Consider the following 15,011-nt stretch of genomic DNA (forward strand, 5'->3'; position numbering starts at 1 on the left):
GCGGCAGGATGGCCGGGTGACCGACATCATTCTCAACCTCTGGCGGCAGCACCTCGGCACCGTGCCCGAGGAGGTGTGGGACCGCACCGATCTGACGGTCCTCGTCCTCGCGGACACCGGCATCACCGAAGTCCCGCCCCGGATCGGCCGGCTGCACCGGGTGCGGACCCTCGACCTCGGGCACAACCGGATCTCCGCCGTCCCGGAGGAGCTCGGCGACCTCGCCGGCCTCACCGACTTCCTCTACCTGCACGACAACGCGCTCACCGGGCTCCCGGCGGCCCTCGGCCGGCTCACGGCGCTCCGCTACCTCAACGTCGGCGAGAACCGGATCGCCGAACTCCCGGCCGGGATCGGCGCGATGACCGGCCTGGTCGAGCTGCGGGCCCAGCACAACCTGCTCACCGCGCTGCCGGACTCGCTCGGCGGCCTGCGGGCGCTGCGCGAACTCTGGCTGCGCGGCAACGCGTTGACCGGCCTGCCGGACTCCGTCGCCGGGCTCGCCGAGCTGCGCGAACTCGAACTCCGCGAGAACGCGCTCACCGAGGTGCCCCCGGCCCTGGCCGGCCTGCCCCGGCTGCGCCGACTGGACCTGCGCGGCAACCGGATCACCGCGCTGCCGGACTGGCTGGCGGACGGGGCGGCGGGGCTGCCCGCGCTGGAGAAGCTGGACCTGCGCTGGAACCCGGTCGAACCGGCGCCGTCCCTGCTCACCGCCCTGGCGGCACGCGGCTGCGAGGTCCTGCACTGAGCCCCGGGCGGCGGGGCGGCCTGGCGGTGGGGCGGCGGGGCGACCGGGCGGCCCTCCCCGGCCGGACGGAAAACCGTTCGCCCACCGGGGCGTTCGGCTGCTAGCGTGGATGTTATGAAGCGCGCTGCAGCCGTCCTCACGACGACGCCGGAGAGAGTCCCGGCGCGCTGACTGCTGAGCTGGTCCGAAGCCCCGGGGCGAGTGCCCCGGGGCTTCGCCGTACCGGTCCACTCGCCCGCACCGCAGAGTGGAGACCCCCATGAACAGCCACCCGATCGCGTCCGACGCAGCCCCCGCCTCCGACGCGGCACCCGCCCCCGACGCCGCCCCTGCGCCCGCCCGAAGCGCCGGACCCGACGGCGACCACCGCCGGCTGGGCCGCGCGCTCGGACTCTTCGACACCGATCCGCTGATCGGCTCCGGCCTCCCGTACTGGCTGCCCGACGGCGCCGAGATCCGGCACACCCTGGAGGAGTTCGTCCGCGACCGCGAGCGGCGCGCCGGATACCGCCACGTGTACTCGCCCGTCCTCGGCAAGCGCGAGCTGTACGAGATCTCCGGCCACTGGCAGCACTACCGGGACGACATGTTCCCGCCGATGGACCTCGGCTCCGAGCAGGTCGTGCTGCGCCCCAGCCTCTGCCCGCACCACGCCCTGATCTACCGCTCACGGCCCCGCAGCCACCGGGAACTGCCCCTGCGGATCGCCGAACTCGGCGGCATGTACCGCTCCGAACTCTCCGGCGTGCTCGGCGGGCTGACCAGGGTACGGGCGATCCAGCTGAACGACGCGCACGTCTTCTGCACCCCCGAGCAGGCCGCGGACGAGGCGGTGGCCGCGCTGGAGCTGATCGGCGAGGCACACCGCGCGCTCGGCATCCGGCCGGTCCGCTACCGGCTCTCGCTGCCGGGCGAGGGCGGCAAGTACGTGGCGGACCCGGCGCTGTGGGAACGGGCCACCGCGCTGCTGACCGAGGTGCTGTCGCGCTCCGGCGTGCCGTACGAGGCGGTGGCGGGCGAGGCCGCGTTCTACGGGCCGAAGATCGATGTCCAGATCGCCGACGCGGCGGGGCGCGAGTCCACCCTCTCCACCGTGCAGATCGACTTCCACCAGCCGGAGCGGTTCGGCCTCCAGTACATCGGGCCGGACGGCGCGAAGCACCGCCCGGTGATGGTGCACCGCAGTGTCATCGGCAGCGTGGAGCGGGTGGTCGCCCATCTGATCGAGCTCTACGGCGGGGCCTTCCCGGCCTGGCTCGCACCGACCCAGCTGGTGCTGCTGCCGCTGACCGAGGGCGAGCGGGCCCGGGCCGAGCAGCTGCGCGAGCGCTGTATGGACCTCGGGCTGCGGGCCGAGCTCGCCGGGCCCGAGCGCGGCAGCCTGGGCGCGCGGATCCGGGAGGCCCGGCTCATCCCGTACCAGGCGGTCATCGGTCCGCGCGAGGCGGCGGACGGGCTGCTCGCCCTGCGCCTGCGGGACGGCCGGCGGCCGGAACCGCTGCCGGCGGGGGAGGCGCTGGCCCGGATCCGCGCGCTCGTCGGCGCGTGCGCCCAGGAGCTGTGGGACGAGCCGGGGGAGAGCCGGGGCGGGTCCGCCGGATGACGCCGGGCGGTCGCCACCGGACCGCGTCGGGCCCAGTCGGGCTCAGTCGTACACAGTCGGGCGCAGTCGTACACGTACGACTAGCGGCGCGCGCGGTGTGTCGGCCGGGCCGCCCGGCACATCCGCCGTTCGAATGGGGGCGGCGGCCGCCGTCCCCGGCCACCGCTGTCCCCAGTCGTCGCTCCTCCGGAGGTATCCCATGCGCCTCGCCCGCCGAATCGTCGTCGCCGCCCTGACGGCCGGGCTGGCCCTCGGCGGGGTGGCGGTCGCCGCCCCCGCCACCGGCGTCACGCTGCGCCCGCTGCCGGTCCCGGACTCCCGGTACTGCACGGCCGCGGTCGGCCACACCCCGGTCGCCGCCCGCCAGGTCGTCCCGCTGCACGGCCGGACCTGCTCCGCGCTCTACCACCTGGACGCCCCGCGGTAGGGTCCGTCCTCCGGACCGGGCCGGGCGGTCGATCCGTGTACAGGTCCCGCACCGGGGCGCGGCCCGTCCGCCCCGGTGCGGGGCGGACGGGCCGCGGTGGCCGGGCGGGGGGTCAGCTCAGCCGGGTCGGGACGGGGCGCTTGCCGTCGAGGGAGGCGACGCCGATGGCGGTGAGTGCCTCGGGGTAGAGCTGGACGTCGGCGATCCGGCCGGCGGTGTACTCCCCGTAGGCGCCCTTGTAGAGGCGGCGGCCGAGCTGCAGCGGGCCGGTCGCGTTCCAGACGGTGCCCGCGTACTCGGCGGTGGCCGCGGCCTCGCCGTTGACGTAGAGACGCAGGTCCGCGGAGTCCGCGTCGTAGACGCCCACCAGGTGGTACCAGGTGTCGGTCTTCGGTGCCAGCGCGCCGGTGGTGGGTCCGTAGGCGCTGGTGAAGGCGCCGGCGGTGTCGTCCGCGTGGGCGTGTCCGAAGGCGAACGCGTGGGCCCCGCTGGAGTAGTACAGCTGGAGGGCGTTGGCGTTGGTGCCCGACTGGGAGACGAAGGTGGAGTTGTCGGTGAGGCTGGTGAGCTTCACCCAGGCCGACACGGTGTAGCTGCGGCCGGTGTCCACCGCCGGACCGGCGGTCGCGGCGTACCCGGTGGAGCCGTTGAGGGTCAGGACCCCGCCGCGCGCCGGGTCGGTGCCGAGGGCCGCGCCGCCGGTGAGGGTGAGGCCACCGCTCGGGCGGATGCTGTCCGCGGTGCTGTCGAGCTTCCACCAGGCGGAGGGCTGGCGGACGTTGCCGATGCCGACCGGGTTCCCGAACTGGGCGAGGCCGCCGGTCGGTGCCGCGCCGGGGTACTCGGTCAGCCGGCCGGAACCGGAGCCGGCGTAGAGCGCGGGGTACCCGGTGCCCTGCACGTCACCCGGGGAGGCGACGGTCGGGGCGTCCCGGTCGCCGACGCCGAGCGGCAGCACCTTCTGCGCGGCGGGCAGCACGTTGCCGGTGGTGGCGGCCCACTTCTGGTCGGCGATGTTCATGCAGTCGTAGATGATCACCTGGGTGCGCGGGTTGCGGTTGCTCGCCGGGTCGGCCAGGCAGCGACCGGACTGCGGGTTCTTCAGCGTGCCCGGGTACGGTCCGGGGGCCCACTGCTGGGCGCCGGTGTTGTTGCACTGGTAGAGCTGCACAAGGGTGTTGTTGGCGGTCTCGCCCTTCTGCACGTCCAGGCACTTGCCGAGCGCGTGGACGCTGCCGTCGGCGCCGAGCGTGAACTGCTGTGCGTCGGTGCCGTTGCAGGTGTACATCCAGGCCGCGGTGCCGTTGACGGTCTTGCCGCCGGCGATGTCCAGGCAGAGGTTCTTGTTGCCGGTGTCCAGCACGCCGGAGACCAGCGGGGCGTGGCCCGGCGCGGCGATCCGGGTGGTCGGCACGCCGCCGTCGAAGGTGAGCGGGAAGCTGCTGACCGCGCCGGTGGCGTCGTCACGGGCCCAGAGGGTCGGCACGCCGCCCACCGAGCCGGGGGCGAGCAGGGTGGTGCGGGACCAGTCGCCGGTGCCGATCCGCACACCGGCCGCGAGGTTGCAGCCGGCCTGGAACGTCCCGGGGAAGTACCAGAGTTCGCCCTTGTCGACGGTGATCAGGTCGGGGGCGTCGGCGAACTGGGCGAGCTTGCCGGGGGCGAGGATCTGGGTGACGTTGTTCCAGGTGCCGTCCGAGCCCTTGGCCGGGCAGGAGCCCGAGTTCCGGATGGGCACCACGTTCTGGGTGAGCGTGAAGCGCCCGGTCGTACCGCCGGGCGTCACGGCGTCGTTCTGGTAGAGGTACAGCTCGTGGGTCGCCTTGGAGTAGGCGAACAGGTCGTCGACGTTGGTGCCGGTGGCGGTGCCGCGGTGGGCGATCAGGTAGGTGTCCCACCCGGTGCCGTCCGGGCTCTGGGCCTTGGTGGAGGCGCTGACCGGAGGACCGGCCGGGTCGGCGTTGCCGCGGACCAGGACGAGGTCGCCGTCGGTGGTCGGGGCGACCAGGTCGGGTACCGCGTCGCCGTCGAGGTCACCCGCGGTCACCTTGGCGGCCGGGTTCCAGGGGGCGAAGAAGCTGTACTGGCCGACGGTGCCCTGGGTGTTGCCGGCGTTGTCCACGGCCCGGACGAACAGCGTGTGCGCACCCCACTGGGCGGCGCTCAGCACGATCGGGACCTCGGCGCCGGCGCTGCCGCCGGTGGTGGCCACGGCGTTGACCGAGGCGGCGCCGTTGGCGGGGATGTTGGTGTCCAGCGCGTACTCGAAGCGGTCGACGCCGCTGCTGACGCAGCTGCCCCGGGTGCAGCCGGTGGGCGTCGGGTCGTTGGCCGTCACCGCGATCCTGACGCCGGTGTCACCGGCGTGGCCGGTGGGCGCCTTGTCGCCGCCGAGCGGCGGGAAGACCGGCGAGTCGGTGAAGGAGGGGATGCTGGGCGCGCTCAGGTCGACCTTGAAGTAGCAGTTGGGGGACCAGCCGCTCGCCAGGGTGCCGTCCTCGGCCTTGACGTGCCAGCCGTACTGGTGGCCGTCGGCGACCTTGAAGCCGATGTTGACCCGGGTGGTGCCGCCGTCGCTGACCCAGCCGCTGACCGGGGCGCCCTTGTCGGTCGAACCGCCGTCGGCGGCCGCGGTCTTGGTGTCCCAGATCTCGTACCGGGAACGGAGGTTGACCCCGCTCATCTCGGTGTTGAGGTGGGCGTCGAGGGTGATGTCGGAGGCGTCCCCGGCCAGCCCGGACTGGCCGATCCAGCCGTCCGCCGCGCCGCCGCAGCCGTTGCTCGCGGGCGCGCGGGTGGCCGGGGTGGTGCCCAGGCCGTCCGGGACCTCGGGGGCGATGTCGAACACCGTGGTCAGGTACGGGTTGTTGGCGAAGCGGACGAAGTCGTTGTTGCCGCTCGACTTGGACTCGTTGCCCCAGAGGCCGAAGGTCCAGCTGTCCTTGACGCCCGAGAGCTTCCTGATCTGCCCGGTGACGTCGAAGCTGAGCGCGTGGTTGCCGCACTTCTGACCGATGTTGGAGCTCTTGACCTTCTGGGTGCCGCCGATGTAGCCGTCACCGGTGACGCCGGGCTGGTGGGTCCAGGTGGTGGAGCCGCTGATCGCGGTCACCGTCGCGAGCCGGATGTCGCTCTCGTTGTCGCAGTCGAACGAGGCCCCGTAGGTCGAGGTCAGGTGGACGACCGACTTGGAGATCACCATCTTCTTGTCGAGGTTGGCGATGTTCAGCTCGAAGTAGGCGCGGTTGAGGCCGAGGCAGTCCTGCCAGCGCTGGTAGCCGACGCCCTCGCCGTTGTCCTGGGCGTCGTCGTAGGGGCTCTGGCTCGCGCAGCCCTCCTTGACGGTGATGAAGTGGCTCTTCTTGCTGGTGACGGGGCTGGTGTACGGGTCGATGTACAGCGGCCAGACGGTGTCGGCGCCGCCCAGCAGGCCGGCGTCCGGCACCAGGGTGAGGGTGTCGGACTGCTGGGTCACCGCGATCCGCTTGACCTGAGCGGAGCTGCCCGGCTGCTCAGGGGTGGAAACCGTGGCGGGTCCGGGGTCGGCGGGTCCGGTGCCGGTGGGTCCGGGGTCGGCGGGGAGGACGCCCGCGGGGGCGTCGGCGCGCGGCGCGGCCTGCGGCCCGGTGAGCGACTTGGACGCCGGTGCGGCGGGCACAGCGGGCGCGGCGGGCACAGCAGGTGCGGAGGGCACGGCGGGCGCGGCGGCCGGGCCGGGCGTCGTGGCGGAGTCCCACATCAGCGGGGTCGGCGAGCGGAACACCGCGCTGCCGTCGGCGGCGGTGACCGCCACCCGGCCGTCCTGGTCGGCCGTCAGCGACAGACCGCCGCTGACCCGGGTGGTCAACTTGAGCGCGGCGAGCGCCGGGTCGGCGGCCGCCGCGGCGTCGTGGACGATCAGCACCTCGTGGAAGCCGCCCTGGTCGGTGCTGGTGACCTTGAGGTCGACGCCCGGCAGGACGCCGTTGTACCGCGCGGTGCTGCCGGTCACCACCGGGGCGGGGAGCGGGAAGGGCAGGGTGTAGGAGAGCTTGCGCCCCTCGGTGTCGGTGAGGGTGGCCAGCGGCCCGGTTCCGCCGCCGGAGAGGGCCAGCCCGGACGGGGTGGCCGCGGGGGAGAGGGTGCCGTCGCCGTTCCTGGTGAGGGAGGCGTCGACGTCCTTCCAGTGACCGTCCTTGCGCACCCGGGCGGGCTGCAGGTGGGTGGTGACGCTGAACGTGCCGTCGGCGTTGGCGACGGTCCGCGCGGTCTCGGTGGTCAGACTGTCGACGGTGACCGGCGCGCCGGTCCGGGCGGCCTCGGCCCTGGCGGCCGCCAGCGGTGAGTCCGCCGGGGCCGCCGCCCCGGCCGGGCCCGCGGCGCCGGCGGCCGGGTCGTCCGCCAGCGCGGGACCGGCGCTGCCGAGCAGCAGGCCGGTGACCGCGGCCGACAGCGCCAGACGGCGTGTCAGTGTGCGCGCCGGATTTCTCCGGGCGCGGAGGTGCTCCCCCATGGATCGCCCTTTCAGGGACCGGAGGCGGGCGGTCCCGGGCGCCGCTGTGATTCTCCTCACGCGGCGGTCGCCCCGTGGCCCCCCGCCACGTGTCGGATTCGCGGTCTTTGCTCGCCCTGGTGCCACTTGTGAAAGCTTCTTGGGGCCCGTGTGACGGAAGAGGTCGGAGTGACCGCTGGGGAAGGGTATTGCCTTGCTCTGACCATGGCAATACGGTTCCGATCGGCCGAATGAGCCGTCAGCTGGTGATCCGTCAGGCACCGGCTGTTTTTTGTTCTCTGGGGGATTGAACATGCGCGCAGGAACGCGCGGAGTCAGCGGTGTCCGGAAACGGGCCTGGATGAAACGGGGGACCGTCGCGGTCGCGACGGCCGCGGTCCTCTCCTTGGTGACACCGCTCGCCGTGGCCGACTCCATCGTCGGCGGATATCAGTACACGGACAAGGTTTGGGAGGCGGACCCGCTCCCCGACCTGCCCAAGGTCCCCGGGGCCCCGGCGGACAGCCGGCCCGGGGGCGTGGCCGCACCGGCGATCCCGCCGGGGGCCCGCGAGCTGGTCCCGCACGTGGTGAAGCCCGTGCGGTGGCCGGCCGCCGCGACCGCCACCGTCGACCTGGGGAAGGTCCCGGCGGTGCGCGGTCTGGCTGCGCCGGCCGGTGGGGCGAAGGCCGGCGACCTGCCGGTCTCGGTCTCGCCCGCCGCGCCCACCGCGCTCGGCGCCCGGGCCAAGTCGCTCGCGCCGTCGGTCGCCCCGGTCAGCCCGGTCTCCTCGGTCCGGGTGAAGCTCGCCGACCGGGGCCAGGCCAAGAAGGCCGGCGTGGACGGCCTGCTGGTCGGTCTGGACCGGGCCGACGCCCGGACGGACACCGGCAACGTCGCGGTGTCCCTGGACTACGGCGCCATCGAGCAGGCGTACGGCGGCGGTTGGGCCTCCCGGCTGCAGCTGGTGGCGATGCCCGCGTGCGCGCTCACCACGCCGCAGCTCGCCGCCTGCCGCACCCGGACACCCGTCGAGGCGGTCAACGACCCGGTCAACCGGAAGCTGAGCGGTACGGTCGCGCTCGTCGCCGCCGGCGCCGGGACCGGTGCCGCGAAGGCGGGCAGCGTCTTCGCCGCACCGTCCGCCGCGACGGCCGCCGCCCAGTCCTCCGCGGGCATCGCCGTGGCCGCCGTGGCCGGTAGCAGCGGCTCCCAGGGCGACTTCGGCGCGACCTCGCTGTCCGCCTCGGGCGCCTGGTCCGCCTCCGCCTCGGGTGCCTTCACCTACCACTACCCGGTGACCGTGCCGCCCTCCCTGGGCGGCGAGGCACCGGCGGTCAGCCTGTCCTACGACTCGCAGTCGGTGGACGGCGAGACCTCGGCCCGCAACTCCCAGTCGTCCTGGATCGGCGACGGCTGGTCCTACAGCCCCGGCTTCATCGAGCGCTCCTACAAGAGCTGCAAGGACCAGGGCATCAAGGACTCCGGCGACTCCTGCTGGGCCGGCTGGAACGCCACCCTCTCGCTCGGCAGCCACAGCGGCCAGCTGGTGAAGGACTCCGACGGCCTCTACCACCTGCTGTCGGACGACGGCAGCCGGATCGAGCGGCTGAGCGGCGCGACCAACGGCCTCTGGCAGGGCGAGTACTTCAAGGTCACCACGACCGACGGCACCGCCTACTACCTCGGCCTCAACCACGCGCCCGGCGGCACCGCGGACGACGCCACCGACAGCGCCTGGGGCATCCCGGTCTACCATCCCAAGTCGGGCGACCCGTGCCACAGTTCGGACAAGGGCGACGACTCGCAGTGCGACCGGCCGGTCGGCTACCGGTTCAACCTGGACTTCGTGGTCGACCCGCACGGCAACGTGCAGCGCTACGACTGGTCGACCGAGTCCAACTACTACAACATGGGCTTCGGCCAGGTCCCCGACGAGGACAAGGACGAGAAGGGCGGCACCCTCACCAAGTACGTCCGGGGCGGCCACCTCACCCGGATCTCGTACGGCTACCAGCTGGCGGACGCCAGGGCGGGCCGCGAGCCGGCCGCCGAGGTCGTCTTCCGCACGGCCCAGCGGTGCACCACCTCGGACAGCGTCTGCAAGGAGGGCAACCTCTCCTCGGACACCGCCAAGGACTGGCCGGACACCCCGTACGACCTGAACTGCCCCTCCGACTGGAAGACGAAGATCGGGGCGGAGGGCGACACCGAGGGCGTCTGCCTGACCAGCGGACCGACCTTCTGGCAGACCCATCGGTTGAAGGGCGTCGACACCAGGGTGCGGACGTCCTCCGGCTGGCAGGACGTCGACACCTACGAGCTGAAGCAGGTCTTCTCGGACGCGGGCGGCACCTACGACCCGGTCACCGGCAAGACCCAGGACCCGAAGGCCACCGGCTCGCTGCAGTCGGTGATGTGGCTCTCGGAGATCGTGCACACCGGTAAGGACACCTCCGCCGGCGGCGTCGGCCCGATCAGCCTCGACCCGGTCAAGTTCGTCGGCATCGAGATGGACAACCGGGTCGACGGCCTCACCCCGGCCGCCCCGCCGCTGTACCACCCGCGGATGTCCAGCGTGCAGACCGAGACCGGTGAGTCGGTCGCGGTCACCTACCGGGCACCGGAGTGCTCGCGCGAGAAGAAGACCATGCCGGCCTCGGCCGACGCCAACACCATGGCCTGCTACCCGGTGTTCTGGAACACCCCGGGCGGTGTCGAGCCGATCGAGGACTGGTTCCACAAGACCCTGGTCTCCCAGGTCACCTCCAGCGACCGGACCAAGGCCGGTTCGCCCGCCAAGGTCACCGGCTACACCTACTCGGACGGCGCCGCCTGGCACCGGGACGACTCCGAGCTGACCGACGACAAGCACCGGACGTGGAACGACTTCCGCGGCTACCGGACCGTCACCACCACCACGGGCGCGGCCCCGGACCCGATCACCCAGAGCACCGTCTCCTACCTCCAGGGCATGGACGGCGACTACCGGGCCGACGGGTCCAAGCGCACCGTCAAGGTGAAGAACGTCCTGGACGAGGAGATCACCGACAGCGCCTGGATGGCCGGTACCCCGTACCAGACCCTGGGCCACAGCCAGGCCGGCGGCGGCGTCGTCACCCGTACGCTGACCTCCCCGCCCGCCACCACCGTCACGGCCAGTGTCTCCCGCAAGGCATGGACCTCCGAGGACCCGGCGCCGGACAAGCTCTCCACGCTGCCCGACACGACCGCCCGCCGGATCACCTCCACCTCGTCCCGGACGATGGGGCTGCTCTCGGACGGCAAGTGGCGGACCACCAGGACCGGCACCACCTTCGACGGCTACGGCCGGATCTGGAAGGCCGACGAGGAGGGTGACCTCTCGGCACCCGAGCAGCGGACCTGCACCGTCACCACGTACGCCGACGCCCCGTCGGACAACCCGATGATGCTGGTCTACCCCAAGGAGACGATCAGCCTCGCGGGCCCGTGCGGCACGGTCCCCGGCAGCACCACCACGCTGTCGCACAAGCGGGTCTACTACGACGGCGACGGCTCGGTCCAGCGGCCCGGCACGCTCGGCGTGCTCGGCCAGAACGGCCGCACCCTCGGCAACGTCACCGCGACCGAGGCGGTCACCTCCTACGACGCCGCCGGCAAGCCGCAGTTCCAGGTGCTCGGCGCGATGACCTTCGACCGCTACGGCCGGGTCACCGCCAGCACCGACGCGGCGGGCCGGACCACCACCAGCAGCTACGACCCGCCGTCCGGCGTCCTGCCGACCAAGCTGGGCACCACCAACCCGCTGAAGTGGGCGGCCAGCAGCACGGTCTCCCCGGGCCGCGGGTCGGTGACCCACGCGGTGGACGTGAACAACCTGGTCACCGACGCGACGTACGACGCGCTCGGCCGCCGCGAGAAGGTCTGGTCCCCCGGCCGCGACAAGGCCACCCAGACCCCCGACCGGACGTACGCCTACGACGTGCACGGCGCGGGCGACAACCCCACGCCGTCCACGGTGACCACCAAGGGCCTGCGTGAGGACGGCTCGTACAGCACCTCCGTCACCATCTACGACGGCACCCTGCAGCCCCGGCAGACCCAGTCCACCCCGGCGGACAACTCGGCCGGGCGGCTGGTCACCTCCACCTACTACGACTCGCACGGCTGGACGGTCTCCAGCATCGGCACCTACGCCGACGCCGCCAACGCCCCGTCCGGCACCATGTGGGCGGAGGCCAACCGGACCGGCCCGTCGGTGACCCGGACCGCCTTCGACGGCCAGGGCCGTCCGGTGACCACCACGCTGGTGTCCTTCGCCAGCACGCTGTGGAAGTCCACCTCGACCTACCGCGGCGTCGACCGGGTCGACACCACGCCGGCCCAGGGCGGCAAGGCGAAGAGCACCTACACCGACGCGCTCGGCCGGACCACCGCCACCACCGTCCGCGACACCACGCCGGACCGGAAGCTCGACGGCGGCAGCCGGCTCTCCTCGGGCACCTCGGTGCTCTCCGCGGGCGTCCGGCTCGCCATGGAGGCCGACGGCAACCTCGTGCTGACCGCGCTGGTGGACAACCGCACCCTGTGGTCCGCCTCCACCGGCGGCCACCCGGGCGCCTACGCGCTGATGCAGGCGGACGGCAACCTCGCGGTGCTCGACGCCACCGGGAAGACCACCCTGTGGTCCAGCGGGACGGCCGGGCACGCCGGTGGGTACCTCAAGGTCCAGGCGGACGACAACGTCGCGGTCTACGACGCCGCGAACGTCCAGCTCTGGTCGACCGGGACGGCGAACACCACCCCGGCCGCCGACCTGACCACCCGCTACACCTACACGCCGCGCGGCCAGATCGCCACGGTCAAGGACACGGTGGGCAACACCTGGTCCTACACGTACGACCTCCAGGGCCGGACGACCGGCCAGAGCGACCCGTCCACCGGGGACTCCAGTACCGGGTACGACGACCTCGGCCAGGTGGTCCGCACCACCGACGCCCGCAAGCAGAGCCTCTCGTTCAGCTACGACGGGCTGGGCCGCCGGACCGCCGAGTACGCGGGCGACACCGCCGGCGACCCGGCCAAACTGCTGGCCGAGTGGACGTACGACAGCCTGGGCAAGGGCCGGCCGGTCGCGTCCGTCCGCTACGTCGGCGGCAAGGCCGGCAGCGCCTACGTGCAGAAGTTCGACGGCTACAACGCGGTCGGCCAGCCGACCGGGACCACCACGGTGATCCCGCCCAGCGAGGGCGCGCTGGCGGGCACCTACACCGCCAAGGCCTCGTACACCAGCACCGTCGGCCTGCTGGCCTCGTCGGAGTACGGCGCCGCCGGCGGGCTCCCGGCGGAGACCGTCGGCTACGGCTACAACCTGGAGGGCGGCCTGGTCAGCATGGGCTCGCCCAGCCGGCCGTACGTCGCCACGGTCCAGTACAGCCCGCTCGGCCAGGTGCTGCAGACCACCCTCGGCACGCCGACCAAGCAGCTGCGCACCGCGCAGACCTACGACCAGGCGACGGGCCGTCCGGCCACCAACCGGGTCAGCCTGCAGAACAACACCGCCAACCCGATCTCCGACACCTCCTACCGCTACGACCAGGCCGGCAACGTCACCGCGGTCTCCGACGTCCGCTCCAGCGGCGGCACCGACCGGACCGTCGACACCCAGTGCTTCGGCTACGACGCCCAGCACCGGCTGGTCACCGCCTGGACCGACACCAAGGGGCTGACCGCCGCCACGGCGGGCCAGGTCGGCCAGTGCAGCACCGCGCGCCCCACGCCGTCGACCGTCGGCGGCCCGGACCCGTACTGGCTGGACTGGCAGTTCAACCGGCTCGGTGACCGCACCCAGCAGGTGAGCCACGACGTCACCGGCAACGCGGCGAAGGACACCACGCAGACCCTGGCCTACCCCGGCGGCGGCAGCACCCCGGTCCGGAAGCCGACCGCGGTCACCAGCGTCACCACCCGCAACCCCACCGCCGGGACCAGTGTGCTGACCCCCGGCTACGACGACTCCGGGAACGTGGAGACCCGGACCACCACCGGTGCCCGTCCGTCCACCCAGTCCTTCGGCTACGACGCCGAGGGCCGGACCGCGACGGTCACCACCGACGGCAAGCAGACCGGCTACCTGTACGACGCGGACGGCGGCCTGCTGCTCCAGCGCGGACCGGCCGGCACCACGCTCTACCTGTTCTCCGGCACCCAGCAGCTCACCCTGGACGCCGCCACCAGGACCGTGACCGGCCTGCGGTACTACCGCGCGCCCGACGGCACCGTGACGGTCCGCTCCGGCAAGGGGACGATCAGCTACCAGCCCACCACCCCGCAGGGCACCGCCCAGCTCCAGGTGGACGGCACCACCCTGGCCGTCACCCGGCGCGCCTTCGACCCGTACGGCAACCCGCGCGGCACCGCGCCGGGCGGCTGGGCGGACAACCGGGGCTACCTGGGCAGACCGACCGACACCACGTCGGGCCTCGACCTGCTCGGCGCCCGGCAGTACGACCCGGTGCAGGGCCGCTTCCTCCAGGTGGACCCGGTCTTCGAGGCCGGAGACCCCAACCAGATGGGCGGCTACGGCTACGGGGCCGGCAACCCCACCTCCGGCAGCGACCCCAACGGTCTCTGGTGGAGCTGGGGCGACGTCGGCAGCTTCTTCACCGGCGTCGGCGACTCCATCGTCGGCGACCCGTGGCAGTGGAGCGTCAACTGGCTCTCCGACGGCTGGAACTCGTTCGCCGACATCGCCAACGGCGACAACGACGTGTTCAACGACATGACGGGGTACTCCAACGACTCCCCGTTCCGGCTGGGCCACACCGGCTACGTCGACGACCACCCGCTCGCCAACGTGTTCGGCGTCGACACCAGCTCCACCTCGTACGTGGCCGGGCAGTGGACCGGAGTGGTCGGCTCGCTGCTGATCGACGGCTACGGGGCCGTCAAGATGATCAGCGCCGGCGTCAAGGCGGTCAAGGCCGTCAAGGTCGCGGTCGAGTCCGGCGACGACGTGGTCAGCGCCGTCAAGAAGCTGCTCTCCGGCGACCTGCCGACCACCACCAAGGCCGATCCGGAGCCGACCACACCCAAGGGCGGGGACGCCCCGTCCACCCCGAAGTCCGGCACCGGCAAGGGCGGGACGGAGCCGGGCGGCAGCGGCAAGAGCGGTGCGAAGAGCGCCGACGAGCCCGCGGCCACCCCGGAGGCCGGCAACGGGGGCACCAAGGACGGCAACGCCTACCGCAGCAAGCCCGACAAGAAGCCCAACGAGTACGCGGACGGCCCGGTCGTGAGCCTGGGCCGGCTCAAGCAGTACCTGTCCCGGGCCGGCTACCGCTCCGAGTGGGACAAGTACGACGTCGTCCACCACGAACGGATCATCGACGGCAACACCGGCGAGCTCAACTACGGCAACAGCCCGCACACGTACCGGACGAGCTACCCGTACCCGGCGAAGCCCAAGACCGGTCGCAACGGACTGCCGATCATCGAGATGTCCAACAAGGGCCTCCGGAACATGCGGGAGGCCGTGATCACGTTCTTCCACGAGACCCACCACCAGAATCGGATGCGCAACTACGGTGACACGGGTACCGAGAAGGACGCCGAGGACTTCGGCATCATGATGTGGCGGAGGATATCGGGACAGGACTGACCCGGGACCGACCCAGGACCGACCCTGAACTGACCCTGGACCGACCCATGACCGAGCCGCTCCGACGGCTCACCGGTAGGGCCGGGGGGGGGGGGCCGCCCCCCCCCCCCCCCCCCC

Annotated in this window: 5 protein-coding genes; 4 read left to right on the forward strand and 1 reads right to left on the reverse strand. The window is 72.8% G+C overall.

The features are described 5' to 3' along the window. Positions 1–16 precede the first annotated feature (16 nt). The 3 genes from SM793_RS25295 to SM793_RS25305 all read left to right on the forward strand — a co-directional run bounded on the left by SM793_RS25295 (position 17) and on the right by SM793_RS25305 (position 2,781). Positions 17–751, forward strand: a complete 735-nt coding sequence (locus SM793_RS25295) for a leucine-rich repeat domain-containing protein (RefSeq protein ID WP_320440591.1) — start codon at positions 17–19, stop codon at positions 749–751. Between the two features lie 259 nt (positions 752–1,010). Beyond that, entirely contained in the window at positions 1,011–2,354 is a 1,344-nt protein-coding gene (gene thrS, locus SM793_RS25300) for a threonine--tRNA ligase (protein WP_320440592.1), read from the forward strand. Positions 2,355–2,553: 199 nt separating this feature from the next. Beyond that, positions 2,554–2,781, forward strand: a complete 228-nt coding sequence (locus SM793_RS25305; protein ID WP_053649665.1) for a hypothetical protein — start codon at positions 2,554–2,556, stop codon at positions 2,779–2,781. Positions 2,782–2,893: 112 nt separating this feature from the next. On the opposite strand, the gene SM793_RS25310 is transcribed toward SM793_RS25305, so the two are convergent. Continuing rightward, the gene (locus SM793_RS25310) at positions 2,894–7,273 is read right to left on the reverse strand and encodes a LamG-like jellyroll fold domain-containing protein (protein WP_320440593.1); all 4,380 of its coding nucleotides are present in this window, start codon (positions 7,271–7,273) and stop codon (positions 2,894–2,896) included. Between the two features lie 340 nt (positions 7,274–7,613). On the opposite strand from SM793_RS25310, the gene SM793_RS25315 reads away from it, so the two are divergent. Next, positions 7,614–14,894, forward strand: coding sequence for an RHS repeat-associated core domain-containing protein (locus SM793_RS25315; protein WP_320440594.1), 7,281 nt, complete (start codon positions 7,614–7,616; stop codon positions 14,892–14,894). The last annotated feature ends 117 nt before the right edge of the window (positions 14,895–15,011 follow it).

It is taken from the genome of Kitasatospora purpeofusca (assembly GCF_034043715.1).
GTDB lineage: Bacteria > Actinomycetota > Actinomycetes > Streptomycetales > Streptomycetaceae > Kitasatospora > Kitasatospora purpeofusca_A.